Genomic DNA, 23,829 nt, shown 5'->3' with positions numbered 1-23,829 from the left:
ACGCTCCCCCGCCAGCGACCGCAGGTCACGCGACCTCGGCCAGCTTCCTCGCCAGGTGGCGACACAGGCTGACGGCCGGCTCGGGAACCTCTCTCGCGAGGAGATCGAAGCCCGCCTGGTCAGCGGCGCTTACGCCTCGCACCAGCTCGGAGACGACCCCGAAGTCCAGCAGCGCGGCCGCAACGACCGGCCACAGGTCGACGTCGAGCGCAGCGGAGTGCTCGTCCAGCTCCCCACGCATGGCGGTCCGGACAAGCTCGAGCTGCGCCTGGTCGTTCGACGCGATCAGCTCGCCGTCGTCGGTGCCCCGAGCGCCGGTCAGCCGCTCGGCCACCTCCTCGGCCAGCACGGCCCGGACCAGGAACGGCATGTCGCTGGCGATCCCGAAGTCGCTGACGTGGGTGTGGAATCGGCTTCCGTGCGAGCGGGATCGCCGCCACTCCTCGGTGATCCCGTCGATCCAGGAGTCTGGCTCCTCGGAGACCGACCGTGCTGCCGCTGCCGAGACGACGAGGGGCGCGGACTCGAAGATGTGGCCACGCTCGATCGGCACAACACGACCGATCACGTGCTCGCCTTCCTCGACAAGGGCGCCGAGGTTGAGCGTCTCGAGCGGCTCACCATCAGCAACGTTCGTCCAGGCGAGTGTCCTGGGTCCCTTGTGGTGGAGCCGGAAGCCACCCATCCGCGCCCCCGCCCACCCCGCGACGTGGTCGGCACCGGCGAGCAGGTCGGCCGAGGCCACCCGCTCGACGAAGTCGGTGAGACCGCCGAGCTCGTAGAGCAAGACCTGGCGGTGGACCCAGTCGTGGTCCATGAGCTTGACCCGCTTGTCGTCGGGGTAGGCACCTCGGACTTGCTCGAGCCCACCTTGCACGCGGATCGCCACGTCGAGAGCCCGGACGCCACGCCGCGACCTATCAAGGTGTTGAGCGGCCTGGGCCAGCACCCAGCGGGAGGTCACCCAGGCCGGCAGCCACGGCCGCATGGCCATCACAAGCATCAGGCGTCGGAAGCGTTCGGGGCGCCAGAACGGCTTCCCGTCGGGGCCGACCGCGTGCTCCAGCATGAGCTCCAGGGCCGCCAGCGCGTCGCCGCGGGCCTCGGCAGCGTCGGTCGCCTGCAGGATCGGCAGGTACGTCGGGAACTCGCGGCGCGCCCGCTCAGTCTGGGACTCAGGTCGGCTCGTAGCTGGTGCGCCGGGCCGGCCCGGGGTCCTGCGCGTGTGCGTCTTCTTGGGCCTTCGGCCTCGGGACTTCGGCATGGCCCCACCTCACCGTCCGGACGGCCCGCGCCGCGGACGGCTACCGACTATCTGTGGACGGGCGGAGATCAAGCGGTGGTTGTGGACGAAAGGTGGGCCGGCCCTATCTGCGTCGGTGGAAGCGGACGTCGCCGGAGGCGTGGAACTCCGTCGTGTACGCCGGGTCGTGGGCGCGGTGGTGGTGCCACGAGCAGAGGCTGACCCCGTCGTCGAGGTCGGTCCGGCCGCCCAGGGCCCACTCGTGCTTGTGGTGCGCCTCGGACCAGGTCGCGGGGATGGTGCAGCCGGCCGCGCGGCAGGTCTTGTCCCGCACCGCCATCGCGAGGCGTTGGGCGTCGGTGAAGAGCCGCTTCGCGCGTCCTTGGTGGAGGATCTCGCCCTTCCCGTTGAGGACCATCGGAACGAGGTCGGCGGTGCAGGCCAGCCGCATCGCCTCGGCCGCGGACACGAGGTCGCCAGTCCCGAGCCCGGCCGCGCCGAGCCGGGTGCGGAGCTGCTCGAGGTCGATGGTCACCACGACGGTGGTGGCGCGGCCGCCGTGCCGGGGCAGCCGGGCGGGGTCGAGGTGCTCGAGCAGCGCGGCGAACGCCTCCCCGAGCAGCCGGTCCCGCGGGATCTTCTCGTCGCCACTTGCTTCCCGTGGGCTGGTGTAGGCGTCGAGGTACGTCTTCAGGCGGCTGGCCACGGCGTCGGAGACGCGGGCGTGGATCTCGGTGGTGCCGTCACCCCGCCGCCGGAACGTGAGCGACGTCCTGCGGCGGGCGTGCGCCTCGGCTCGCTCCAGCGCGTCCCGCTCGGCCGCCTCCGCAACCTCTGGCGCGACGACCTCGAGCACCTTCGCGCCCAGCACCCGCAGCTGCTTGGGCGCGAAGTGGGCGGCCTGACCGACCAGGTACTCCTCCGCCTTCGCGACGACGTCGGGGTCGAGGTCGGCCGGCAGGTCGTCCAGCGACGTGACCAGCACCCGCGCCTGCGCCGGATTCACCGACCCCTGCGCGAGCCCCTGCCCGACCCGGGACCACCTGCCGGTCACCGCCTCGGCCAGCCGGGCCGCACCCAGCGCCGGCCCGGCGTCGGTCCGGGTCGCATTCGCCAGCCACGCCGCCGCCGACCGGGCACCGGAGTCGAGCGCGACCTCATCGGCGGTCGCGAGCACGCGCAGCTTCAGCTCCTCCACCCGCGAGGCCAGCGCGGTCAGCTCGACCAGGGCGGCCGCCTGGTCCTCGGTCCGCATGTAGGCCGGGTCCACCTGCGCGACCCGATCCAGCGACTCCGCGATCTCGGCCGCGCACGCCCGCACCGGATGCGTGGGGTGCAGCGGCCGGATCGACATACCCAGACACTAGACGCCACCACCGACACGTCTTCGAACGCCAGTTCGACCCTGGAGGACCCTCCCCAACCCCTCGACTGTGGACGGAAACCGGCCCGGGAGCGGACCCACCAACCGCAACCAAGGTCGGTCGAGCTCGTCGAGACCCCGTGGCGCCGGCCTCATCGGGTCTCGACGAGCTCGACCCCCGTGGGTCACTGTGGGCTCCGAACCGGTGGTCGAGGTGCGAGGCGCTCCAGCGCCGAGCCTCGAGACCTCTGAACCAGGGCAGGGCAGTGACCCACGCCGGTCGAGCCCGTCGAGCCCGTCGCCCTACCCCCGCGACGACGGCCGAGACAGACTGGAACCAACCGCACCGCCTAAACGCCGCGACCATGGTTCAAGCAGCCGACTTCCAGACCTACGGCACCTCCCACCAGGTGGCGATCCTGGTGCTGGTGGCGGGGGCACTCGCCCTCGTGGCCATCGGACGACGCGGCCAAGGCACCGACCCCAGCGACCACTTCGGCAAGGTGTTCGCCGTCGTCATGCTTGCCGCCCTGCTGCCGCTGCAGATCCTGTACTTCACCCCGGACTACTGGAACCTCCAGCGCACGCTCCCGGTCCAGCTGTGCGACATCGCGTAGGTGACGGCGGCGTACGCGCTGCGGTTCCACCACCGCTGGGCGGCCGGCCTCACCTACTTCTGGGGCCTGACCCTCACCACGCAGGCGGTGGTGACCCCCTACCTGCGGTCGACCTTCCCCGACCCGGTGTTCCTGCTCTACTGGGCGATGCACATCGGCACCGTCTGGGCGGCCGTCTACCTCGCCTGGGGCCGCGACATCCGGCCCGACTGGCGCAGCTACCGGATCGCGATCGCGACCACCGCGGCGTGGGCGGCGGCGGTCTTCACGCTCAACTGGCTGATCGGCAGCAACTACGGCTACCTCAACGCCAAGCCGCGGTCCGCCTCGATCCTCGACTTGTTGGGGCCGTGGCCCTGGTACATCGCTGCCGAGGCCGCGATCGTCGCCGCCGCCTGGGCGCTGTTCACGTGGCCCTGGGTGGCCGGCGACCACCGCGCCAAAGCGGCCGAAGCAAGCGTCACTCGTACGACGCCGCGCGCCCTTCCGCACTGAGCTCCCACACGCCCGGCTCCCGCGGCGGCACCATCAGCCCCTCGTCGGTCATCGCCTTGCGCTCGCGGCGGGCGTTGAGCCGCCACCGGACATCGCCGGTCGGTGCCTTCTCGCGGTCGCCGTCGAGCAGCACGTCGTCGAGCCGGACCTCGAGCTCGGTGAGCACGTCGTCGCCGCGCGCCCGGCCGCCGTACTCCTGCAGCACCGCGAGGATGTGCGGCCGCAGCTCGGCCTGCGGGGTGCGTGTGCGGCCGGTGCGGCGTACCGACACCTTCGGCTCCGACGACGTACGCCGGGTGGTCGCGGTCCCGGCCGAGGCGGTCCGGCGCGGCGTCGCCTTCTTCGCGGGCTTCGCGGCGGGGGCCGGCGGCGGGGGCGGTGGCGCACCGTGCACACAGGTGGCCAGCGGGAGGTCGCAGTGCTCGCAGTACGCGTCCGACGTCACTGCCTCATGATCCCAAGATCCGCCGGAAGTAAAACCCCCACCCTGCAACCAACCCCGCCACCGATGAGGCCCGTCACAGCCGCGGTCGCGGACGACCGGCCTCAGCCGCCGAGCCGGGTGACCAGCGACGACGCGAGGTCGCCCAGCTCGCCGAGGTTCCGCACGATCAGCGCCAGCAGCACGACCACGAGCACGAACAGGGCGACCCGGTAGAGGGCCGGCTCCCGCCCCCCTCCGCGCGCCGCCCGCTCCCGCGCGGGCGCACCCTCGGGGGCCGGGGCGAGCCGGCTCGCGACGGCGTCCAGCGCCCGCTCCAGCTCGGAGGCGGTACGCCGCGCCTCGGCGTCGCTCATCACCACCGGCCGCGTCGCGAGCGTCGCCACTACGTTGGACGTCGAGCAGACCAGCACCTCGCCGGCCCGGCCCGACAGCGGCCCGTCGGAGACGAAGCAGAGCACGGGGTGGACCGCGTCGCGGGCCAGCGACGGGACCAGCGCGGCCACCTCGGCCGCGGCGTCGCGCACGGCTGCCACGGCGGTGGCGCGCGCTCGGCCGCCCTGGCGCAGCACCCCGTCGCGGACGGTGATGTCGCCGGGCCAGTTCTTGGTGTCGACCACGAACACCCCGGGTGGGCCCACCGCGATGTGGTCGACGTTGGGGTGCTTGCGGCCCGGCCAGCCGAGGTCGTGCAGCACGGTCCACGCGCCGCCGGGCAGCGCCTCCAGGGCTCGGGCGGTCCGCGCCTCGCCCTCGGCGTGGCGCTGGTAGAGCTCGACCGAGCGCTGCAGGCGCTCGGCCTTCGCGCGTTGTCGACGCGCGGACTCTCGTGCGGACTCGCCCGCCATTCCCTACCTCCCCCGATGCAGGTAAAGGCAGGGTACGCCGCGGCCAGCGGTTCCGCGCCCCCCAGTTTTCGCGAGTCCCGCGACCGGGCGGCCGGTCAGGCCGGCTCCACCATCGAGAACGGCACGGTCAGCACCCGGTCGCCCACCCGGAGGTGGAACCGGGTCCGGCCGCGCTTGACCAGCGTGCCGACGGTGCCGTCGTGCCGGTCGCCCGGCACCACGATCCGCAGCTCGTCGCCCAGCCGGACCCGCACCGGCGTCGCCGCCTGGGTCGCGACCACGCGCTCGAGGTCCCGGATCCGCGCCAGCTCCGCCACGTAGCCCGGCAGCATCGGCGCCGGTCGGCCGCGGTGGGTCCAGCTGAACAGGTGAGCCGGGTCGAAGGTCGTGGCGCAGCGGCGGCAGGCCTTGGGCCGGGCAGGGCGGCGGTGGGCGGTGATCCGGTGGCCGGCGGGGCAGGTACCGACCCAGTCCCCCTCGATCGCCGGCGCGTCCTCGCTGCTGCAGCGACTGCCGCTGCACCCGATCCGCAGCGCGGTGGCCCGCCACACCTCGTCGTGGCCGTGCCTCGGTCCGACCAGGGCGTGGGCGATCTCGTGGAGCAGGGTGTCGCGGACCTCGGCCTCGGGGTGGATCTCCGTCAGCGGCCCGCTCAGCCCGATCTGCCTGCGGCCGGCGCGGCACACCCCGGCGCGCCGCTTGGCGCGGTCGAAGACCAGGGACCAGTCGTGCAGGCCGTGCTCGTCGAGCAGCCACCGCCCCAGCCTCGCGGCCTCGTTCAGGTCCATCCGTCCCCCTTGCCTTCCGCGGCCACCCGCCGCGCAGCAGAGGGTAGGCGGGCCCACCGACAGGCCGGCGCGTCGCTCACAGGTGCAGCGCCGGGTCGCAGGTCGGGTCCACCACCACGCGGTAGAGCGGCTGCGCCCGCTGGACGCGCTCGACCGCGGCGAAGAGCGCGTAGCCGGCGCCCGGGGTGCGCCGCACCGCCACCTCGGTCGCGTCGTCCGGCGCGGCCAGCCAGAGCCGGTGCCTACTGACCCCGGCCACGACCAGCGCGTGCAGCACCTCCCGGGCCGCGTCCGAGGTGTCGTCCGGGATCGCCGCCGACAGCCGCCGCGCAACCTCGGCGTACTCCTCAAGGCCGGGGTCTCCCGGCGCGTGGACGTCGAGCTCGGTGGTCTTCGCCCGTCGAACCGGCCGCAGCACCCGCTCGTCGTACTCCCACGACACCTCGCGCACCGTGCCGCCGCTCAGCTCCGCAACCCGGCGCTCCAGGAACTCCCCCAGCCCGCCGGCCAGCGGGTCGCGGGTCCCGAAGTCGAACGGCGTGAACGGCTGCTCCAATACAGTCGGGTCTATGCTGGCCGGCAACCCCGAGATGACCTTCAACTCCACCACAGGAACGCGCGGTCGGTGGCCGCGCTGGCATGCCGCCCGACTCGATCCCTCTGGCTCCAAGGGCCAAGGCTCCCGGGAGGGCTGCGCCATCAGGTCGGGAGCGGCATGACGGCCTCTCGGGAGGCCGCGGCGAAGCTCCTCAACGAGGCAAACATTCGACCGAAGACGTTCTTAGGCGGGTCGCCGAACGAGTACAGGCTGGTCCTCGGGAAGGGCTCTACCCTCCTGAGCGAGCACATCGCATCGGGCCGCAAGGTGCCGGCTGTGGAAGCCGGGCCGGCTCTGAAGGGCGCTTCGACGGTTCTGAGGTCGACTGGCGGTAGCGGTTCGGCCCTAGCAGCGACCGCGACGATCGCGGCGGTTGCCACGGTCTATGGCGTGGTCCGCGCAAGGCGACTGCTCAGGGAGAACCAGGCTTTGCGAGCCGAGCTTAGTGACCGGCGCCAGAGCGAGAGCGTTGACCTCGATCAAGAGATCGCGAGTCATGCGGGCTCGCCGCAGTCGCAGGACGAAGTGGCCCCGCCCGATTGCGAGACCGCCTGGCAGCCGGGAGGCTCCATACTCACGGCGCAAGCACACAATCTCGCGCCGGTTGATCGAGGCTCGATCAAAGACCGTCTCCGGCCCGAATGGCCCGAAGGCCGCACCTATCCCCCGACTCCGCCGGCCCTACAGCCACGCACCACTTCAGCCAACGACGCTTCATCTCCTGCCCTCGAGGCTAGAGATGGAGAGGAGGTCGATCTCGACGTCTTGCCGCCCGGGCTCGCCGTGGGAGACGAGTCACAGCTATTGGGTGTAGTCGTCGACGCGACTGCCAGCTCTGGTAGCACCGACGCGGCCGCAGTCGTGAAGGTTGATTGGGTCGAAACAGTCGAACGACAGGTGGAAGCAGCCCGAGGCGAGCGGGACCAAGGTAGGACCGAGGACGGCGTCGGGCGTCTGCGGCTGCTGTTGTTCTTCCTTGACAACGTGCTTGTCGAAGAGCGCTCACCGCTATACCCCGACATTACCGTGGAGCCACTCATTGCTCTGGTCGAGCTGTCCCTAGAGCAGGCCAAACAGAAGGGATCGACGAGTAACACGTCTCCAGCGATCACTGATTGGATGTCGAGGCTTAGGGCTCTCGCAGCCGAGACCGCAGACGAGAAGCTGCGTCATCGGTTGCAGGTCCTCGAATCGTCGCGCCTTTGGCATGAGCCATGACACCGCCGCCGCCGTATCTCGTCGCCTCGATGCCGAACCTGCCAACGTGCCCGTTCCTGTGGGAGGCGGGGACTCTCTTGTGGAGCAGATATGAAGGCGTTGTTCGTGCGCGACGTCAGCCCAATAGTGCTGGCCAGCGGAGCTCCGGGTCAGAGACAGAGGCACCGTCGCCTGCGGACACATCAAGACCTACGTACTGTTCACGCGCCCGCTGGCGGGTGGCCGGCACTACGTGCTGCCGGCCCGTTGGACTAGATGTGGCCGGTCGCCACTTCAGGTGACACGGCGAACCCCGCCGCCGTCGCCGGGTTCGCGTCAGCCCCGAGCCCGATCTGCCCTACGCCCTAACCCTCGCCTCGGATGAGCCGTAGGTGGCCACGGCGTGGCCCCTCAACTGCTCGTCCCGAAGCCTCCTGGCGACCCGCCGCCGGCTCGACGGCCGCAGTCCGACCACCGATCGGCGACTCCGCCGGCGGCCAACTATCACCTGGGGTGTCGGACCCCCTACCGCGCCTAGTGGTCTCCCCAGCCTGTATGTGCGAGGGCGATGTCAGGGATGCGGCGGCGGTCGGGGCGAGGGGTCTCCGACGTCCGGATCGAAACTCGTCCATGCGGGCGGAAACCCCTCGCGGATGGCGCGGCATCTTGTTCATGGCCCTATGTTGCTAGTTTGACGGCCCTGCCATGCGCTTTTCCCACTAGCTCTTATGAGAACTAATCCGCGGGTGGCCGCGACTCAACGTCTTAGATCGCCTCGCCCACAGGGTCCGCGCACCGGTAGCCAACTCTTGGCGTGTTGGAGGTGGTGTCGTCGGTCTGTGGCGGCGTTGATAGTGGTGATGTCGAGCGCTTCGATCGTGATCGCCCGCTCACGCGCGTGCCCGGCGGGCACCTTGTCGAGTGCGGCGATCCTGGACCGGGTGGCCAGGCATCGCGACCGGATCCACGGCCATAAGGCCAACTTGTCGGATCCAGGGCCAGGGCAAGCACGCCAAGAGCAATCCCTCGGCGGCGCCAGAGTCCTCGCGGCCCGCGTGCTTCCAACGGGCTCCCGGGCGAGCCAGGCGAAGAAGGCAGGTGCTCATGCCGACGGCATCGCACTTGCTCGGACAGGGATCTAGGCCTTCAGGCCTCGTCCGCTCTGCGCTTCTTGGTGCCAGAAGGCATCGTCACGGTGGATCTGGACAGACCAGAATAGGCTGCTGCCACGTCCACCAACAATGAATGATCCCGGGCGAGCGGAATGCCGTCGACGACGCTTATCGCGCGCGCAGGGTGATTGGCGTTGACGGCCTGCACAAGGTCCGCCCCGAGCAGTTCCGCGACGGTTACTGAACGCTGATGGAAGATCCACCCCATCTCCTCGGCGATGCCGCCGAGGAACCTCGCTGTGATACTCGGCAACACCCCGTCCCTCGGTGTCACGACCTCTCCCTCGCGCCAGCAGACCACCGCCCACGTCGCGCCTTCGAGCACCTGATCACCCCGAGTGAACAGCACGTCGTCGTAGCCACGCAGCTGCGCCTCCCGCCGCAGCTGGATCTGCCGAACCAACGAGGTGGACTTGACCTCTGGGAGCTCTCGCTGGAACTCGGCGGTGCCGACCGAGAAGTCCAACAGTGGCTGGAACGGAAGGGTTGCCGGCCGCGACGAGACCAAGATCCGGCATCCGGCGGCACCCGCTGGCCAAACGACTTCGAACTCCGCGGGAAACAGCGTGACGCGCACCGTTGCCGACGCCGAACCCAGATGCGCGACATGCAAAGCCAACATGTCCAACACATGTTGCTCGTCCAGATCCTGGTCCCACAGCGCGCGGGCATCGTGCGAGAGCCGGGCGAGGTGGTACTGAAGTCCGAGAGCGCTGCCCTCGATCACGACGAAGGTGGTGAAGACTCCGAATGGGCAGAGCGCGAACGCAGGCGGAACCGTCTCGACAAGAACTCCGTCGAGGGTATGCAGTTCGGAACCGATTAGCGGGCCCACTGCTTGTTGGGCAGCGGCAGTTTCCGAGCGAAGACGGATCGCTTGCCATAGGAGGTCGTGACCGAGTCGACGCGCTCGTACCCGAGCCGACGGAACAGCGACTCACTCGGTTCGTTCTTCGGGTGGATCGTGCACATGATCTCGGTCTTTCCAAGGTCGGTTGCTTGCTTCTCCAGGAGTTCCACTAGCGCGCGGCTCAGGCCGTGTCGGCGGTGCTCCTTCAGTGCTAGGACCAGTTTGAGATTGACGGACTTCGTCAACTCCTTGGGGTCATCCGTGAAGTAGTGCTTGATGCTCTCGTCCGACTTGCCGCCGTCATAGAGGACAGCGGCGGCGACCAACTTCCCATGATGCCGAACCCCGAGTGTGACGTGGTCCAAGAGGCACTCCTTGAGCATCACGTCAGTGTTGGCACGCAACCACGAGTCGTCGCTAAGGGTTTGTAGGACCTCATCCTGAAGGTCCTCGAGGTCCGTCAGATCGTCCTCACTGAGCATTTCGACCTGATAGCCCTTGGCCTCGGTGATGGCCTCGATGTAGGCGTAGTAGCCAGGGTGCATCGGGGTTTGGTTTGCGAGGAGGTAGCCGTGCCAGCGTTCGATCAGATCGTGGATGTTCGTAAACGAGCCGGGCTCGCGCACGAGAACCCGCAGTACACCGGGGTTTCCCACAGCCTTGAAGAAGCGGTTGCGGAACAGGTCGTCGGTCAGCGCAGGGTCGAGGGCGCCGCGTTTGAGAAGGAGGTGCAGGGTCTCGAAGAAGGTCAGGTAGCTGCTCACCAAGGCGCGGTCGTCAGCGGTGACTTCTTCATCGAGGAGGATTTTGCGCCAGAGTTCGCCGATGTTGGCGTCCGAACTGAAGCTGGTCTGGAGATCGCGGATGAACTCGGCTTGTGCGAGTCCCTTGGTGAGTCGGACTTCGTAGACGACCACGAATGCGCCGACGACACCACCGATCGCGATGAACACACCGAACGCGCCGGGCCAGAGGATGTTGATCGCGATCAGGCAGAGCGCGAACAGCACCGCAGCGATCCCCATGACGAGGTGGTCGCGACGGATTGCCCTCAATTTCACGCTCGGAACGGTACCTGTGGGGCTGTCCCACTGTCCGAGTTATGCCAAGAATCGGAGTCTGGTTGTCAGCAGAGTGAGCACCTGCTCGCGGTCGGGCGCGAGATCAGTTCCGTCGAGGGTTTCGATGACGGTGACGGCGCCGGTGCCCGTGATGAATGCGGCCGCCTTGCTCGAACGGATGGCGTCGATGGTGATGGCTCCCGGCACTGCCGAGAGTGCATTGGCGATGTTAAAGAACACCCAACTGGGGGTAGTGCCTGCGCTGCGGTCGGGGAAGATCCAGGAACGCCTCCCGGTCTGGATCATGGGCACACCTGCGGTGGATCCTGTGAGGTGCTCTGCCGTGCTCCACCAGAGGCCCACTGCGGCGCCGATGTCTTGGACATGCCGTTCAGCTTGCTGATCTTCGAGTCGCGATAGCGTGGGCAGACCGGCAAGTGCAGACAACGGATTCGAAGGCCAAGGCAGGGACACGCCAGCGCCGTAGCTGGCGTCATGGGCGGCTGGCGCCACCTGCGTGATGGCCGACCATGGCGTATCGCCGGGGCCTCCTCCGGTGGCGACCCCGGGACTCGGCCATCCACCGACCACCTCTACAGCGCCACCGGCTGGGAGGTTTCCAGCTTCAATGAAATCCCAGGGTGCAGGGTCGAATGTGCGTCCGAGGGCGGATGCCAACTTGGCTGCTAGCCCGCGATGAAAGTTGACGGGCTCTTCCATGTCCTCGATGACGGGAAGCGACGTCCGGTATCCCAATCCGAAGAACGTGGCTGCGTTCTGATTCCAGATCTCATCATCCATGGGTCGCCTCATGCCATCCACCCACACAAGTTCCATCATTCCGCTTTCTCCGACATCGCTTGAGCTGAAGCCGCGGCGCGGAACGAGGCGGATCTTTGTTCGTAACTGGCGAACTCATCGAAGCTCGGCGCTCCGGGCGACAGCAGCACGACGTCTGTGCCCTCGCGGTCGGAGCGCGCCAAGGCGAGAGCCTCGGCGAAGTCGCTAGCGAGCGTCGTGTTGATGCTCTCGCTGGCGGCCCAACGGGCACCGGCTGGGCCGACGGCGACTACCTCAACAATGGCAGCCGGTGGGCGCGCCCGGAGGTAGGTACGGAGTGGCGAGAAGTCGAGCCCTCGGTCTTCGCCTCCGAGAATCAGGGTCACTCTCTTGTCCGGAAAGGTCTCGAGTGCAGCCACGACGGCTTCTGGAGCAGTGGCGAGGCTGTCGTCAACCCATTGACGGCCGTCGAGCGATGGAACGGTCTCCAGCCGGTGGGCGAGGGGTCCGAACGTCCGAACGGCGTCAAGCAGCACCCGGTGTTTCTTCGCTGGAAGGTCGAAGCCAGCCGCGATCGCGGTAAGTGCCAGCGCCGCATTGGTGTGATTGTGCGTTCCGTGGATCGGAAGTTGGCTCGCAGTCAATTCGCCCACGCCTTCCCAGGTGAGCCGCGCGCTCGTGGCGACAATTCCGATCGCGTCGGGCGCCAGGACTTGCGCAGTATCGGCGACACGCTCGCGGACGAGTTGGCCGATCTCTCCGTTCACCGTGGGGACGACGACGAGGTCCGGCTGGTGGCACACAAGGTTCAACTTGTCCTCGACGTATTGATCGTAGCCGCCGTGCCAGGGCAGGTGCTCGGGGTAGAGGGAGGTGACGACGGCGATACGTGGCGACGTCGATAGATCCGCAGCTTGGTAACTGGAGATCTCTGCTACGGCGACCCCCATTCCAGGGTCGTCGCCGTCGGTGACGGGAGTGCCGCCGTTACCGACGAGTGACGCCCTGACCTCAACACTGCTCAGGAGGTGTTGGATCAGCGAGGACGTGGTGCTCTTTCCCTTGGTGCCGGTAACGGCCACGACCCGCGCGGCGTTGTCAGCGAGCCACAGGTCTGTGAGAGAGGTGACGCTGACACCGAGTTGGCGCACGCGAGCGAGGTCCGGCGAGGTTCGGGGGACGCCGGGCGACTTGATGACGACGTCGGCGTTAGCCAGGCGCTCCAGGCCTTCCGCTCCGACGGCAGTCGCTGCGATCAGGTCTGCTGGCGCCTCAACCGCGTCCGTCAGCGCGAAGAGTGAGGGGATACCGCGGCGTTCGAGTTCAGCATGTGCGGCGCGGCCTTCGCGGCCGGTGCCCCAGATGACGACTCGGCGGCCAACGAGGTCTTCAAACCGCACGGGCGACTGCCTCCAGAGTGGGCGAGAGGAAGTGCTCGTCCTCCCGGAAGAGGAAGACGTCCGCGTGCTCTGATGCGCCAACGGCAAGCGCGGCAACCTGTGGATTGCTGAGGAAGGGGTGGTCCTTCCATTCGTCATGCACACGGAGGAGGTCCAGTGCGACTCGGCATTCGTCAGGCTCGCCGACGCACTCGAAGGGTTTCTGTAGGTCGTCCGCACCGAGCAGTTCTAGGAAACCCGCAGTCTGCTTAGGGTCGGCGAACATGTCGCGTCCACTGAAGATTTCCAAGAGGTTCGTCCGCGACATGAATGGAGCTAGGCACAGGAATACGAAGCGGCACTTCGGGCAATCGGCGCACCACGAGGTTCGGTCGCTTTCCTTGAGTTTGAAGGCCCTGTTGCAGCTCGTGAAGACCTGGTGGTACTCACGGTAGGTGGCAAACCGACGGGCGATTCGGAGTTCGGTCAGTGGGCGGAGCAGAGACACGTAGGTCGGCGCGCCAGCCGGGAGACTAGCGCGCAGCAAACGTTCGAACTCGATCCCCTTGGACCACTGGTGGTTGACGTCATGTCCGTACCACTCGACGTTCCCGTAGGACGAGCTCGCCTCGTTGCTGAATGCGACTGTGTCGTAGTCGAGCGCCATGGCGGTGAGCACTGCTACGAGTGAGTTCACTGCGGTGACTGGCACATGCCCGTTGGGTGCCCCCGCCTCGTTGAGCCGGAAGAGTTCGGGGTCGAGTCGTCTCCGGGCGGACTGCAGTGGAATCCGAGCAACCTCCGCGGTGGCTTCGATCGGTCGGTAGCTATTGACGGAGAACAGGCCCACATCGAAGCCGGCATCCTTGAGGCCCTCGATGGAGACAATCGAGTCCTTGCCACCACCGACGGCCACCAGCACGCGCCTGACCGTCTCCGACTCGTGTGCTCGAGATTCGTCCGCAGAGATCGGCGGAGCAATGATTTCGGTCTGAAACACCTCGGGCAGGTCGTTCACGTACGCGAACTCCCCGAGGCCGTTCTTAGTGAGCGTGTCGATGAAATGCCGTTCCTGAGTCGAAAGCCCAGCCGGCACTTCAATCCGCCCAGGCGCGAACGCCTTGAAGTAGCTCAAAGAAGCAGCGAGCGAGAGCAAGCGAAGCACCGCGTCACGGGTGCCCTTCTCGACGTGCTCGAGCGATCCGGGCAGTTTAATGGTCTCGGTGAACTTCGTCGCAACGCCGTCCCGCCCGATGCCCCGGTAGTCGAGTTCGATCGTCGAGCCCAGCAGCCGTGGCGGCAGGCAGATCAGTTCTCCCACCGTGTGCTCTTCCATGCTCACCACCCCTTGAGTGTACGAGTACCGAGCAGCCACGACCCGAACGCACCGCTGCACTCATGGTGCGGGCTCATAACAGCCCGTGGCCCTTGCTGGCTGGAGGTGCTCTCGACCCCAGGTATCTGCGGTCGTCGACTGCTCATCGAACTTTGTGGTCGATCACGGGTAGCCCGGTCGCCCACGCGGTCAAGAAGCCTGGGATCTCACGCCAGCGTGCTCACGACTGGGTGGCTCGGTTCCGCGCCGATGGCAAGGAGAAGGTCGTCGTCGGCGCATCTGTCCTAACAGGGCCAGGCCGGACACGGGATTGACCCCCAGCACCCACTCGCCACTTCCACCTCAAGCAGGAGCCCGCAAGCGTGCATGCTTGACACCGTAGCCGCCCACACTTCTGAATCCGTAGGGTCTGCCGGGCGCCGCGCGACCACCGAGGAACAGGCAGGGCCGTATTGCGTTTCGAGCCGAACGCCACTCCGGGCGCACCATTCGCACCGACCTCCCGTGTTGCCCCGATTGGCAACCGCAGGCTGGGTGGGCTGCTGCTCGACCCTCACTCATGGCTCGTCGTGGGCGCCGTGACCGGCCAGCGCGTAGACGTCCTCAATCGTGCACTCGCCGCGGGCCAGGAGGATGTCGCGCGCCGCGATCACGAGCCGCCGGCACCGCCCCGGGGTGCCTGCGAGGCCGCCGATCCGGGTGGCGAGGGTGTCGTCGACCAGCTCGTCGACGCGGTGCTCGAAAATGAGCCGGATGACGATCCGGGACAGCTCGGCGAGGTTGTACGGCGCGAAGTGCTCGACCACCGCGAAGCCGTCGACGACCGCCCCGGGCAGGGCGTCCAGCCGGGTGGTCCCGGCGAGGACCGCGATCTCCGACGCGAGGACCTCCTCCCCCGCGAACTGAACGTCCCCCGTCTGCAGCAGCGTCGTCAGCGCCGCCGCCCCGAACCCGTCGATGCGGTCGATGTCGTCGATGTACAGGATGTCGCCGTACCGCAGCAGCTCGAGGGCGTCGTACAGCGCCTGCGCCGGGAAGGGAGCGACGAGCTCGACCAGCCGCGCGTCGACCAGATTGGCGAGCAGCCGGGTGAGGTAGCGCTTGCCCATCCCGGGCTGCTCGGAGACCAGCAGAGAGTGCGGCAGCCGCCCGCGCCGCGCCAGGACGGAGTCGACGCGTACGCCGAACCGCTCGCGCAGGTGGTCCTGACCGATCCACCGCTCCCACTCGTGCGGCACCCGCGGCCCGTCGAGGTCGACCGGCGCGACGCCCCACCGCGCCTCGGGCTCGGGCTCACTCCACGACCCGCCGAGGGCGAGCCCCGGGTCCCAGTCGTTGAGCGCGGCCCGTACGCCGGCCACGATCTGCGCCGCCATCCGGTCCTGGCCGTGGCGGTACAGCGCGTAGCCGGTCCCGAGCAGCGTCGGGCTCACGCCGTCGTCGTCCATGCCGCCCATCCCGCCGATGCCATCCATGCCATCCATGCCATCCATGCCGTCGAGATCATCGAGGTCGTCCCAGTCGTCCACGGCCGCGCAGACCTCAGGCCGTGGCTTCGGACTCGAGCCGCGCGTGCTCGAGCGCGAACAGCTGGACGGACCGGGACTTGGGGAGCCGCTGCTGGAGAATCTCGAGGACCTGGGAGTGGTACCAGAGGAAGCCCTCGCGTCCGGTCTGGAAGCGGTCCCAGATCTCGTCGTCGGTGAGCAGCACGTCGTTCAGCGTCGCCCGGGTGTTGTGGAGCTTGTCCGCCGCCATCACCCTGAGGGCCGACTCCGACGCCGTGGCCATGCGCTCGATCGCCGCGAGCTTCCGCTCCCGCCACGGCGCCTTGGCCGCGCCGACCTCGAGGATCGAGTCGGAGCACTCCCGCACGATCCCGGCCACCTCGGCACCGAAGCGCTCCTCGATGACCCGCAGCACGGACTCGCCACCCTGGTCCTCGGCCGCGTCGTGCAGCACGGCGGCGAGCACCTCGGCCTCGGTGCCGTCGTCCTCGGCCACCAGCGCCGCGACCGACAGGAGGTGCGACAGGTAGGGCACCCGCGTGCCCTTGCGCACCTGCTTGGCGTGGAGCCGTGCCGCCAGCTGCATCGCGGCCGCGAACCGCTCCGGGTTCATCTCGTCAGTCCACATGCGTGCCTCCCCCGATCAGTGCCCCGTGGGCATCGCCAAGCTGGTCGTTCCACTTCTTCCCGAAGACGTGTGTACCGCGCCCCGCCGACACCCACCTGAGAGGTACTCGCGGCGGTTCGAGCGGCTCGAACGTCTGCAGGACCTCCAACCGATGCGGCTTGGCGCCGCTCTTCTCCTCGCAGAACCGCGCAAGGAGGCGGAGGCGCTGCCTCAGGCTCAGTAGGAGGGCGTCGGTCTCCCGATTCTCGACACCGAGTCGGGGCCCGAGTTTCATGAGGTCCTTCCGGATCTCGGAGACGGCCAGCAGGGTCGTCACCCCGTTGCGCGACGCCCCGATCAGGGGAGACCAGTCACGCATGCCTGCCAGCAGGCGACGGACGCACTGGTCCACGAGCTGCTTGCGCCAGCGCGCGTGCTCGTCGCAGTCCGTCAGCTTGCAGCCACCCGCACGGGGGTCGGCCGCCCCGAGCCCCGAGTCCGTGCGATGCAGCTGCTCCCGACCCTCGCGAAGCCACCTCAGCGGCCTTCCCGCTTCTTCCCAGCGCTTCCACTCAGGCGTGCTCGGTGGCCCTGGCGCCGCAACCAGGGCAAGGGCGACCTCCACGTCGACGAGGTGATCGACGATTCCGCCAAGACCCGCACCTGTGAGGCCCTCGTCCAGGGCGTCCTGGTGGCGCTGCTCGCGCTCCTCGTAGACGAGGAAGACAAGGCCCACGAGGAGCACGGTGCTCAGGATCCCCGCAAGGATCGAGTGGTCCGCCCAGAAGGTCGAGAGAACCTCGGAAGGCCAGTCGCTGAGCAGCATGGCGAGCAGACCCAGCGCACACGAAAGGGCCAGGACCTGGACGGTCGTGCGGGAGATCCTCGCTTCGCGAGCCAGATGAACGACCCACGCCATGACGCAGGCCAGCACCACCAGACCGACGGCCAGAATGGTCTCGGTGCTCACCGCCTGTCACCCCCTCGGGAGGGACGGCTGCGCTCTGGTCGCCACGCTCTGTCGTCGATCGCCGACACCCGGTCGGACACCTGGCGCATGAGAGACCCCCGTTTCTCCGCACTGCCCACCAGCGAGCATGCCCCACTCGGCGGCCGCTGGCTACGGCGCCGGCACGACTCCGTCGGTGACGCAGTCGTCGACTGAGGCTCGTCGATGAGCCCGCAGACCCAGCGGCGGCCCCTCGACGGAGAGCACCACGATGTCGCCGTACTTCTCGTTCAGCGCCGCCGCCTGCTCGTCGTAGGCGGCCCTGCGGTCATCCAGCTCCGACGCGTCGGCGCAGTAGACGGCGTTCATCGCGCCGCGCAGCCGGACGGCGTCGAGAAACGCCTCCGGAACCGGCACCTCCGCGGCGGCCACCTCGGCCTCGTCGTGGATGAACGCCAGCCGCCAGGCCGCGTAGTACTCGAGCTCGTACGCCGCCAGGAACGACGCGCGTACGTCGTCGGGCAGATCGCCGATCACCATTCACTTCCCCCGTGCCTGTGTGTCTACGTCTGGTGCAGTCTGCCCAACGCTCGACGGAACGACGGGTTAGGGCTCGCCGCCGGCAGCGCGGCGACCACTTCCGCGAGCGCCTGCTCGAACGGCACGCCCAGCAGCGCGGCGTACCGGGTCGCGACCGTGGGGGTCCGGCTCTGCGCGGCGACGCAGTGCAGGTAGACCGTGCGCCCCTCCGCCCGCATCGCCTGGACGGTCCGGGCCGCGTCGTCGATGACGAAGTCGACGTGCGGGTTGTGGTCGTCGCCCTTGTCGATGAGCCGGAACTCCACGTGTTCTACGCCGTCGGGCACCTGCTCGGCGCCGACCCGGCACAGGCTGACGACCGCGTCGACCTCGGCAGGCAGGTCGTCGAGCGCGGCCACACCGCCGATCCAGACGCCGTCGTCGTGCGGGTGCGGCACGAGCGTCTGCCTGCCGAAGAAGCCGTCGTACTCCAGACGGCCGACGCCGGGCCAGCCGGACGAGTCGGGGCGCCCGCCACCGATCGTCAGGTGGGCGAGCGCGACGAGCCGCGGGCCTCGCATCCCCGGCCAGCCGTGCAGCATCCGCCGCCACTCGGCCGGCACCGCGCTCGCGCCCCAGCGGGCGCCGAGCAGCGCGCCGGCGATGGCGGCGACGGTGTCGGTGTCGTTGCCGATCCCGACCGCGGTGTTGAGGGCGTCGCGCAGGTGCCGCCACGGCTGGTTCGCGGGGACAGGTGTCTGCACGACTGCGGACCAGGCCGCCTGCAGCGCGCCGACCACCCAGCCGTTCTGCTGGAACGTCGACGGCGGCTCGCTGGTCGCCTCGTCGAGGACAACTGCCCAGAGGTCGGGGTGGGGCAGGTGGCCGAGCACCTCGTCGGGCTTCGGCAGCTCGCCGTGCAGCACGGCGTGCCGGATCATCAGGCACCACAGCGCGCACCCCTGCCCGGCGAGCGGGTCGTGGTGAGTGAGCGCGCTGGCGGCCATCGCCGCCTCGACCAGCGCCTCGGGGTCGTCGAGGTGCGCCAGCGCGACCGCGCCCGTGCGCATCAGCGACCCGTTGCCGGCACTCTTGCCGGTCTGCCGGTGGATCTTGTACGCCGCCGCGGCCATCTCCGCGCCGGTCGGGGTCCGACCTGCGCGGCGCAGCACCGCGGCAGTCTGGATGCCCACGTCGGCCGGTCCGCCGGCGTACCAGTCGGCGAAGCGGCGCGCGACCGCGGTCAGCGCGTCGTCGCTGCGCAGGTCGGCACCGGTGGCGGCGACCTCGGCGATCGCGACCGCCTGGGAGGTGTCGTCGGTCCACTCCCCCGGCGCGAAGTTCCCGAGCCCGCCACCGATCATCCGGGGCTCGCCGTCGAGCCGGGCGGTCCCGAACTCGTAGCCGGCGCCGAGCGCGTCCCCGCAGGCGGCCGCGAGCAGGACGCCGACCGCGCGGTCGGTCTGGGCGGGCGTGAGGGCGGCCATCAGGCGCCCCCCAACAGCGGGTGGTGGCTGCCGGTCACGAGTAAGTGCATGTCGCGACCTGCTCCTAGAGCCCCGAGGCGATGAGTTCTTGAAGCAGCGCAGCACCCGCCTGAACCCGGTCCTGAGAGTCAATCGCCTCGCCGTCCTGGCCGGATTGCGGGACTGATAGGTGCCACCATCCCTCGTGGGCGACCAAGCCGGCGGTGCTCTCGAGTTCCCGTATGCACTCCTGGGAAGCCGACGACGGCGCCTGGATCGCGATCCCGGTGGGGACACTGCGCAGGCCCGTCCCCGAGCGGGTGAGCTTCATCCACCGCGGCGTGGTCGAGTACCCGTAGAACCACGGATCCTCCACCTCGTCCGGCCTGCCGGCTTCGCACCAGATCGCATACAGATAGGCGTCCCGGTACCAGCTGCGCTGCACGGTCTTGCGCAGCATGGTGAGCTCGTAGCCGATTCTCTCGTCGGCCCCGTAATAGATCCCAGAGTTGCCCTCGCGCATCCACGGGTAGCGCACCAGGTAATACCGCCAGTCGTAGTGCGAGGCAGCGATCCGGGCGTCGAGGAAGTCCTTGCTGATCGAGGCGAGGGCATCCTGCGTCTCCTCGGACGACTCCGCGAGTCGATGGAGCAAGGTCCCGAGAACCCCGCGCACACGCGCGAGCGCTGTTCGGTCGCCTCGATCCACCAGCAGCGTTCTCCACACGCTCTCCGTGGTGGGCGACCCGAAACGGTGCTGGTCGGAGTTGGGGTAGTCGCGCTGGTACTCGCCTGTCGCCAGCAGGGCACCGGTCAGCGCTGGCCAGTTGTGCGGAGCGAAGGCGGCCTCGAATGCCTCGGCGCGCTCCTCGATCGAAGGATCGAGGTCGAACGCGGCGAGGGTGCCGCGCAGAATCGTGTGGTCCTCGAGACGGTGCACGGACGTGGTGAGCTCGGGATGACGGCCGAGGAATCGCCGCTTCTCGATCTCGTCCTTCACCTGGTTGTGATTGAAGGTCTCGAGGGCCGCAAGCTCCCCACTCCGCATGAACTCTTCGACCTCTGCGATGAACTTGGGCATGTTCTGGACGCGCATCTCGAACTGCGAGGCCTCGTTCATGTTGCGCAGGCTCCGCAAGCGGCTGGTCACATCCTCGGTCTTGTGGATCTTGTGGATCAGGACGGCGAAGAGGAGCAGGGTGTCGGTCAACGAGAACAGACGGGTCGTTCCCCGCACCGCGCCATATCGTTCGCAGCAGGCATGGAACAGGTCCGTGGAGCTCGCTCCGACGAGTCGGACTCCCTCGCCGTCTCGGCTGGTCTTGAAGAACTCGGCGAAAACGTCGGCGATCGTGTTGTCAGTCGTCCAGACGTCGAAAGCGCTGCAGATGAACTCGAGATGCTCGGCATGCCGCGGGTTTCCTGGGCTGAGCAGGGTGCTGATCCGCTGTTCGGGGGTGAGAACCTCATCTCCGCGGACTCGATGCTCGCGCCATTCGCACACCTCGATGAGGAAGTCGAAGTAGCGCATGAACTCGTCATCGACGATGTCGTTGTCACCCCGGTAGGGCCAGAAGAGATCGGTCCACACCCCGTCGATCCGGTGCCCGAAGTCGTGGTCTGCCCCGGTCTCGGCGACCAGTCGTCCGATGTGTGCCTTGAACGCCTCGAAGGCCGTGAGCGGCTTCCCGCGGGAGTTCATCTTGATGTAGAGGTCGTCGGCCTGACCCATCTCGTCGATGGGCAGCAGCTGGAACCAGACAGCGGGCTTCGTCTCGTCGGTCAGCCGCCTCCAGAGCTCGTCGACATCGGCCCCCGAGAACCGCGCGGCTACCGCGTCGATCGTCACGAGCATCGCCCGGATGGTCGGGTCGTAGCGCCACAGGTGCAGGTACCAGCTCTGGTCGGTGATCCACTCTGACGGAGGCGAAGCGAGGTCTCGGGGAGGCGGGTTCTTCACGATGCGCTCGCAGAAGAGCCTCGCGCTGGGGCGTGTTGCGTACGAGAACCGGGTCCAGGGCTCGGAGGCAGTGAGCTGGCCGCGACGGAAGGCGAGGTACCAGTGCAGGAGGTACAGCGTCGTCAGTCTCTGCTGTCCGTCGAGGGGCTCGAACTTCCCATCGCGCACCTCACCGTAGATGAAGTCGAGCCCGACCGGCTCGTCGTCGGTGAGGGCCGAGTAGAGCGCGTCGAGGAAGGTGCGCCGGATGGCTGTGCTACGAGCGTCGAGACGTCCTTGGGCGTAATCCCGTTGGATCATAGGGATCTCGACCTGTTCGACTCTCGGAGCACCATGAGAACCCGTCTCGAACATGCCGTGGAAGGTCGAGCGGTAACCGACGATGCCGCCGTCACTCATGCGGAAGCCTCCTCGAAGTCTTCGATGGGGTCGTTCTCCGGCGTGTCCTCCAGCAAATAGGGGCTGAGCGCGGCGCGCATGGCATCCAGGTACGCCTCGCGATCGCGCCGTCCCCAGAAGTGGAGCTGGCGGGATCCCGGACTCTTGTCGTAGTACTTGAGGAAGACGTTGCGGGTACAGATGGGGATGTAAGACCCGGCTTGGTCGAGGTCGATCAGGTGGCGACGCTTGACCTCGAACACGGAGTTGCTCAGCACACTGTTGTCGTCACGGGACAGCAGTGCGAGGTTGGCGATCGAGTCGATCTCGTCGCGATCGGCTGCCTCGGGACCGCCGTCCTCTTCGAAGTCGCCCTTCGCAGTGAAGAGGGCGACGATTTCCCGGTGGAGCGGCCCGAAGGTGTCGCTGCTGATCGTGGGCAGCGCTGCCTCGATCCGGTCGTCGAGCGAGTGGCGTTCCTCCGCGGAGAGGTCCAGCGCGTCCAGAGCGTCGCGGTGTTCGTTGAGCCACGCGGTCCACTGCTCGACCGTGTTGAGACCTTCCGAGTTCTGGGCGTGGATGTGCTCGAGGGACCATAGCTTGAGCGCGTGAGCACTGAAGGAATAGCGCTCGGATGAGTGGTCGTTTCGACGGATCGTCTCGACGTTCATGAGCAGCAGAGCCCGGCTGGTCTTCGCGCTCCCGTAAGTCAGAGCCGTGACGCCGTGCCACGGAAGGTCGAGACTCTTCGTGATGAGGGCATCGAGTGACGCTTCAAAGGTCGATCTGGGAGTGTCAGTGGCCAGCTCGACGAGTTGAGAAAAGGAGGCTCGGCGAGTAGCGACGAGATACCCCACTTTGTGGAAGAGGCTGCGGTCGTCGTGCCACCCCAGCACCAGCGAGTGCAGGTCGACCACCCTGCTCCAGAGCTGCTCCGGATCGTCGACGATCAGAGGGCGCAGCGTCTCGAAGGTGTGGAACGGGGCGCGGTGGGCCGGCCTACCCGAGATGGAATCGGCAATCGTGTCGAGAAGAAGCTCGATCCTGGTCGCACCGCCGTTCGACGACCCCGTGGCGAAGGCCCAGACCTCCGGCGACCACAGGTCGCGCTCGATGCTGTCCCACTGGGCCGCGGTTTCATGCTGACGCTCGACACGCGACAAGAGTGAGGCCTTCACGAGCTCGGCGTCGGTGAGCGGGATGCGCCCCACGTTCAATCGTGTGAACAGCGCTCGGGAGTCGAACTCCGGCTCCTGGGGCGCCTCGTACCAGATGACGTAGACCGTGTCGGTCAGCGCCTGGAAGAGCTGGATGGCGGCGAACGTCGCGTTCTCCTGCTCTCTGAACCAGGCATTCACCACCGTAAAGGCCTGGTACATGTGGAAGTAGTCGATGTTGCCCGACGCCGCTTCCTCGTCGGGCTGATCGAGGTAGGCCGCACTTCCCGGCCGTGTCTCGTAGGTGAGCGTGTAGCGAGGCTCGGACTGCGGAAGGAAGGTCTGGAGGCTTCGGAGGATCAGGTACAGCGTCGTGAGCCGCTGCTGACCGTCGACCAGCTCCCAGCACCCATCGTCCATCGGTTTCACGACGACCGGTTGCAAGTAGTACTCGGACGTGCCCGCCTCCTTGATGTCGTCCAGGAGTCGGCGGACCTCGTCCTCACCCCAGCGGTAGCCGCGTTGGTAGTCGGGAACGAAGAAAGTCCCCTCGAGTTCGCCGACCTTGCGCGGTTCCAGAATCGCCGGAGTTCCGAGATGCATGCCGGCCATCCTCGCGCACGTCCCCCTCACGTCAAGGCACGCCAGCCAGAAGATTCCAAGCCCGGTTCTGCGACCACGACGGTTCGAGTCTCCGCTCGCGACCGCCCGCTGGAATCCGAGACATTCTTCGGACTCCACCCCAGGTGCTATGGGCACCTGGGCATGTCCGGGGCCCAGCTTGTGTGGAATCGGTACGCCCATCGCGACGCGACGAGCTCTTCAATTGCTCAGCCCCCGCAGAGTCGTCGAGAACGATCCAGACCGCCTATGCAGACCTTCTCCGGCTTCCGAGCGCGCTAGACACGGACACCTTGGACGCCGCAGGAGGCGTCGTGATCAGCTGGGTCAAGGGTCGATTAGGGGAGGCTCTGCTGGATGACGGCAGGGGACTCATCAGCGCCACGATCGAACCATCCAGACCGCACCGACCCTAGGTGGGGATGGCGGACCATGTCGATCTCGGACTTGAGGATGGAAACGCCTGGTTGCGGGCCTGGGTCAAGCTCAATTCGC

The 23,829-nt window shown here is 68.0% G+C and carries 21 protein-coding genes; 3 read left to right on the top strand and 18 right to left on the bottom strand.

Annotated elements, in window-relative coordinates:
* Window positions 1-25 precede the first annotated feature (25 nt).
* Together ACFP2E_RS13500 and ACFP2E_RS13495 are read right to left on the bottom strand one after the other, a co-directional pair.
* Window positions 26-1,264 (bottom strand): hypothetical protein, encoded by a 1,239-nt coding sequence (locus ACFP2E_RS13500; protein ID WP_378523994.1) that lies wholly within the window; start codon window positions 1,262-1,264, stop codon window positions 26-28.
* Window positions 1,265-1,367: 103 nt separating this feature from the next.
* Window positions 1,368-2,597: a DUF222 domain-containing protein gene (locus ACFP2E_RS13495; protein WP_378523993.1), complete on the bottom strand. Its 1,230-nt coding sequence runs from the start codon at window positions 2,595-2,597 to the stop codon at window positions 1,368-1,370.
* A gap of 374 nt (window positions 2,598-2,971) precedes the next feature.
* Between ACFP2E_RS13495 and ACFP2E_RS13490 the strand changes: the two genes are divergently transcribed.
* Window positions 2,972-3,223, top strand: a complete 252-nt coding sequence (locus ACFP2E_RS13490) for a hypothetical protein (protein WP_378523992.1) — start codon at window positions 2,972-2,974, stop codon at window positions 3,221-3,223.
* Window positions 3,224-3,718 (top strand): TIGR02206 family membrane protein, encoded by a 495-nt coding sequence (locus tag ACFP2E_RS13485; RefSeq protein ID WP_378523991.1) that lies wholly within the window; start codon window positions 3,224-3,226, stop codon window positions 3,716-3,718.
* Here ACFP2E_RS13485 and ACFP2E_RS13480 read toward each other — a convergent pair.
* From ACFP2E_RS13480 to ACFP2E_RS13465, 4 genes are all read right to left on the bottom strand, one after another.
* Window positions 3,684-4,163 (bottom strand): hypothetical protein, encoded by a 480-nt coding sequence (locus ACFP2E_RS13480; protein WP_378523990.1) that lies wholly within the window; start codon window positions 4,161-4,163, stop codon window positions 3,684-3,686. The two genes, ACFP2E_RS13485 and ACFP2E_RS13480, sit on opposite strands and share 35 nt — an antisense overlap.
* Window positions 4,164-4,264: 101 nt before the next feature.
* The gene (locus ACFP2E_RS13475; RefSeq protein WP_378523988.1) at window positions 4,265-5,008 is read right to left on the bottom strand and encodes a nuclease-related domain-containing protein; all 744 of its coding nucleotides are present in this window, start codon (window positions 5,006-5,008) and stop codon (window positions 4,265-4,267) included.
* Between the two features lie 95 nt (window positions 5,009-5,103).
* Window positions 5,104-5,796 carry a SprT-like domain-containing protein gene (locus ACFP2E_RS13470; protein WP_378523987.1) on the bottom strand — a complete coding sequence of 231 codons (693 nt, stop codon included), beginning with the start codon at window positions 5,794-5,796 and terminating at the stop codon, window positions 5,104-5,106.
* Window positions 5,797-5,872: 76 nt separating this feature from the next.
* On the bottom strand, window positions 5,873-6,352 hold the full coding sequence (locus ACFP2E_RS13465) for a hypothetical protein (protein ID WP_378523986.1): 480 nt from the start codon (window positions 6,350-6,352) through the stop codon (window positions 5,873-5,875).
* Between the two features lie 159 nt (window positions 6,353-6,511).
* Between ACFP2E_RS13465 and ACFP2E_RS13460 the strand changes: the two genes are divergently transcribed.
* The gene (locus tag ACFP2E_RS13460; protein WP_378523985.1) at window positions 6,512-7,612 is read left to right on the top strand and encodes a hypothetical protein; all 1,101 of its coding nucleotides are present in this window, start codon (window positions 6,512-6,514) and stop codon (window positions 7,610-7,612) included.
* A gap of 1,125 nt (window positions 7,613-8,737) precedes the next feature.
* Here ACFP2E_RS13460 and ACFP2E_RS13455 read toward each other — a convergent pair.
* The 12 genes from ACFP2E_RS13455 to ACFP2E_RS13400 form a co-directional block, all read right to left on the bottom strand.
* A complete protein-coding gene (locus ACFP2E_RS13455) occupies window positions 8,738-9,598 on the bottom strand; it encodes an aminotransferase class IV (RefSeq protein WP_378523984.1) in 861 nt (286 codons plus the stop codon).
* Complete coding sequence (locus ACFP2E_RS13450) at window positions 9,586-10,674, bottom strand: GNAT family N-acetyltransferase (RefSeq protein WP_378523983.1); 1,089 nt, start codon at window positions 10,672-10,674, stop codon at window positions 9,586-9,588. The genes ACFP2E_RS13455 and ACFP2E_RS13450 overlap by 13 nt, the downstream gene beginning before the upstream one ends.
* A 39-nt stretch (window positions 10,675-10,713) precedes the next feature.
* Window positions 10,714-11,475, bottom strand: coding sequence for a hypothetical protein (locus ACFP2E_RS13445; protein ID WP_378523982.1), 762 nt, complete (start codon window positions 11,473-11,475; stop codon window positions 10,714-10,716).
* Between the two features lie 35 nt (window positions 11,476-11,510).
* Complete coding sequence (murD, locus tag ACFP2E_RS13440; RefSeq protein ID WP_378523981.1) at window positions 11,511-12,854, bottom strand: UDP-N-acetylmuramoyl-L-alanine--D-glutamate ligase; 1,344 nt, start codon at window positions 12,852-12,854, stop codon at window positions 11,511-11,513.
* Window positions 12,844-14,175 (bottom strand): hypothetical protein, encoded by a 1,332-nt coding sequence (locus ACFP2E_RS13435; RefSeq protein WP_378523979.1) that lies wholly within the window; start codon window positions 14,173-14,175, stop codon window positions 12,844-12,846. The genes murD and ACFP2E_RS13435 overlap by 11 nt, the downstream gene beginning before the upstream one ends.
* A 551-nt stretch (window positions 14,176-14,726) precedes the next feature.
* A complete protein-coding gene (locus tag ACFP2E_RS13430) occupies window positions 14,727-15,698 on the bottom strand; it encodes a hypothetical protein (RefSeq protein WP_378523978.1) in 972 nt (323 codons plus the stop codon).
* Window positions 15,699-15,711: 13 nt separating this feature from the next.
* Window positions 15,712-16,305: an HD domain-containing protein gene (locus tag ACFP2E_RS13425; protein WP_378523977.1), complete on the bottom strand. Its 594-nt coding sequence runs from the start codon at window positions 16,303-16,305 to the stop codon at window positions 15,712-15,714.
* Entirely contained in the window at window positions 16,295-17,254 is a 960-nt protein-coding gene (locus tag ACFP2E_RS13420; RefSeq protein ID WP_378523976.1) for a hypothetical protein, read from the bottom strand. The genes ACFP2E_RS13425 and ACFP2E_RS13420 overlap by 11 nt, the downstream gene beginning before the upstream one ends.
* A 150-nt stretch (window positions 17,255-17,404) precedes the next feature.
* A complete protein-coding gene (locus ACFP2E_RS13415; protein WP_378523975.1) occupies window positions 17,405-17,773 on the bottom strand; it encodes a hypothetical protein in 369 nt (122 codons plus the stop codon).
* Between the two features lie 23 nt (window positions 17,774-17,796).
* The gene (locus ACFP2E_RS13410; RefSeq protein ID WP_378523974.1) at window positions 17,797-19,239 is read right to left on the bottom strand and encodes an ADP-ribosylglycohydrolase family protein; all 1,443 of its coding nucleotides are present in this window, start codon (window positions 19,237-19,239) and stop codon (window positions 17,797-17,799) included.
* Between the two features lie 64 nt (window positions 19,240-19,303).
* Window positions 19,304-21,577: a DUF262 domain-containing protein gene (locus ACFP2E_RS13405; RefSeq protein WP_378523973.1), complete on the bottom strand. Its 2,274-nt coding sequence runs from the start codon at window positions 21,575-21,577 to the stop codon at window positions 19,304-19,306.
* Window positions 21,574-23,325, bottom strand: a complete 1,752-nt coding sequence (locus ACFP2E_RS13400) for a DUF262 domain-containing protein (RefSeq protein ID WP_378523972.1) — start codon at window positions 23,323-23,325, stop codon at window positions 21,574-21,576. Before ACFP2E_RS13400 ends, ACFP2E_RS13405 begins: the two co-directional genes overlap by 4 nt.
* Window positions 23,326-23,829: the final 504 nt, after the last annotated feature.

Origin of the sequence: Nocardioides sp. GCM10027114, from assembly GCF_042659625.1 — a bacterium.
GTDB lineage: Bacteria > Actinomycetota > Actinomycetes > Propionibacteriales > Nocardioidaceae > Nocardioides.
The sequence above is the reverse complement of the archived record's forward strand: the minus strand, read 5'-3'. Positions and strand labels throughout refer to the sequence as shown.

Excerpts from the sequence above, each read along its gene's own strand:
- ACFP2E_RS13400 (WP_378523972.1), bottom strand. The coding sequence starts at position 23,325 with ATGGCCGGCATGCATCTCGGAACTCCGGCGATTCTGGAACCGCGCAAG.
- ACFP2E_RS13415 (WP_378523975.1), bottom strand. The coding sequence starts at position 17,773 with ATGGTGATCGGCGATCTGCCCGACGACGTACGCGCGTCGTTCCTGGCG.
- ACFP2E_RS13495 (WP_378523993.1), bottom strand. The coding sequence starts at position 2,597 with ATGTCGATCCGGCCGCTGCACCCCACGCATCCGGTGCGGGCGTGCGCG.
- ACFP2E_RS13425 (WP_378523977.1), bottom strand. The coding sequence starts at position 16,305 with ATGTGGACTGACGAGATGAACCCGGAGCGGTTCGCGGCCGCGATGCAG.
- ACFP2E_RS13500 (WP_378523994.1), bottom strand. The coding sequence starts at position 1,264 with ATGCCGAAGTCCCGAGGCCGAAGGCCCAAGAAGACGCACACGCGCAGG.
- ACFP2E_RS13405 (WP_378523973.1), bottom strand. The coding sequence starts at position 21,577 with ATGAGTGACGGCGGCATCGTCGGTTACCGCTCGACCTTCCACGGCATG.
- ACFP2E_RS13470 (WP_378523987.1), bottom strand. The coding sequence starts at position 5,796 with ATGGACCTGAACGAGGCCGCGAGGCTGGGGCGGTGGCTGCTCGACGAG.
- ACFP2E_RS13410 (WP_378523974.1), bottom strand. The coding sequence starts at position 19,239 with ATGGCCGCCCTCACGCCCGCCCAGACCGACCGCGCGGTCGGCGTCCTG.
- ACFP2E_RS13475 (WP_378523988.1), bottom strand. The coding sequence starts at position 5,008 with ATGGCGGGCGAGTCCGCACGAGAGTCCGCGCGTCGACAACGCGCGAAG.
- ACFP2E_RS13460 (WP_378523985.1), top strand. The coding sequence starts at position 6,512 with ATGACGGCCTCTCGGGAGGCCGCGGCGAAGCTCCTCAACGAGGCAAAC.
- ACFP2E_RS13445 (WP_378523982.1), bottom strand. The coding sequence starts at position 11,475 with ATGGATGATGAGATCTGGAATCAGAACGCAGCCACGTTCTTCGGATTG.
- ACFP2E_RS13490 (WP_378523992.1), top strand. The coding sequence starts at position 2,972 with ATGGTTCAAGCAGCCGACTTCCAGACCTACGGCACCTCCCACCAGGTG.